A 1,949-nucleotide genomic window follows, 5' to 3' on the forward strand; every position below is an offset into this window, starting at 1 on the left:
GGACCGGGTCCAGGTGAGCGGCTTTGCGGGCTGGCAGAAAACCGAAGATCAGCCCGGTGGCAAAGGCACAGGAGAACGCTAATACCATCGGCAACACGGTCATATGGACCGGCGTGCCAAACGAGCCGATCAATTGGGTGGCGGTGATGCCCAGCGCGACACCGATCAGCCCGCCAATGGCCGAGACCAGCCAGGCCTCGGTAAGAAACTGTTGCAGAACGTTCCAGGCCCGCGCTCCGGTTGCCATGCGAATGCCGATTTCCCGCGTGCGTTCGGTCACGCTCACCAGCATGATGTTCATTACACCGATGCCGCCGACCAGCAGCGAAATGGCCGCAATGGAGCCAAGCAGCCAGGTCAGGGTATTCTGGGTTTCAGAGATGGTGTCGATCAGCGACGCCATATTGCGGATGGTGAAATCCTCAATGCCACCATGCCTGGCCAGCAGGGTTTCGTGAATAATCGCCTCTATTTCGCTCATCCGGTCCAGATCAGCCACCGCCACGGTGATATTGCGCAGGTGGGTTTGGCCAAAAATACGCAAACTACCCGTTGTGTAAGGTACTAACACAACATCATCCTGATCCTGGCCCATTGGCGATGCGCCCTTCTCCCCCATCACGCCAATCACCTGGAACAGCACATTGTTCACCATCAGGTGTTTGCCGAGCGGGCTTTCGCCGGGGAACAGTGTGTCCGCCGTCGTTTTGCCCAACACGGCTACTGCCGCATAGTTGAGCTCATCCTGTTCCGAAAAGAAGGTGCCTTCAATCACCGGCCACTGCCTGGCCACCGGAAACTGGTATGAGGTGGCGTTAATTTCTGCACGGTGGTCAAGGTTAAAGTACCGAAGCGTTTGCGAACCGGTTAATTCAGGTATCGCTGCAAGAACCCCTTCTACTTCATTGATTGCACGATAATCTTCTGGGGTTAGCGTCGTCACTGACCAGCGACCTCCACGCTGATCCGGGCCGCCGGGGCGAATCAGCAACAAGTCACTGCCCATGGTACTGATTCGATCAACCACGTCTTTCCTGGCCCCCTCCCCGATAGCCAGCATGGTAATCACAGACGCCACGCCAATCACGATGCCCAGCAACGTCAGTGCGGTTCTGAACAGATTGCTATGCAACGAGCGCATGGCACTTTTCAGGGCCTCCTGCCAGTCACTCAGCACCACGCCATGGCGACTGGCTTTGATCGCCGGTGAAGAGGCTTCAGCTCTGTCATCCTGTCCGGTATCTCGTACCACTTCGCCATCGGCGATATGAATTTGCCGGCGGGCAACATCGGCCACATCCTGATCATGGGTGATCAGAATAACGGTATGCCCCTTGCCAGAGAGCTGGGTCAGCAGCCGGATAACCTCCTTGCTGCTTTTGCTGTCAAGGGCGCCGGTAGGTTCGTCGGCAAAGATTACCTGACCGCCATTCATTAATGCCCGGGCAATTGAAACGCGCTGCTGCTGACCACCAGACAACTGGTTGGGGCGATGGGTAAGCCGCTCTCCCAGCCCCAGTTCGGTTAACAGTTTCTCCGCCCGCTCCCGGCGTTGGGCGGGGGCCCTGCCTGCATAGATGGCCGGAATCTCAACATTCTCCCGAGCGGTCATGCCCGGCAGCAGGTTGTAGCTCTGAAAAACAAAGCCGAAAGCCTCCCGGCGCAATAACGCCAGGTCATCCCGACTGAGCGCGGAAACGTCACGGCCGTCGTACCAGTATTCCCCCGAGGTTGGTTGGTCCAGGCAACCCAGGATATTCATCAAGGTGGATTTACCGGACCCGGAGGGGCCCATGATGGCAACGAACTCACCTGGATAAATTTGGGTCTTCACTTCTTTTAGTGGGTAACCCTTTATTTCCCTGCCGTTTTTGGTCAATGTTAGCCCATCCGATTAACCCGATGGATGGTGGCCGACATTGGATCAATGCACCCTCTACGAACAGATT

1 protein-coding gene is annotated in these 1,949 nt (G+C 56.8%); it reads right to left on the bottom strand.

Annotation, left to right across the window (positions count from 1 at the left end):
* The coding region (locus J122_RS17475; protein ID WP_227510265.1) for a MacB family efflux pump subunit at window positions 1-1,834 on the bottom strand (1,834 nt) is incomplete at its 3' end.
* Window positions 1,835-1,949: the final 115 nt, after the last annotated feature.

Source organism: Marinobacter excellens LAMA 842 (assembly GCF_001574445.1).
GTDB lineage: Bacteria > Pseudomonadota > Gammaproteobacteria > Pseudomonadales > Oleiphilaceae > Marinobacter > Marinobacter shengliensis.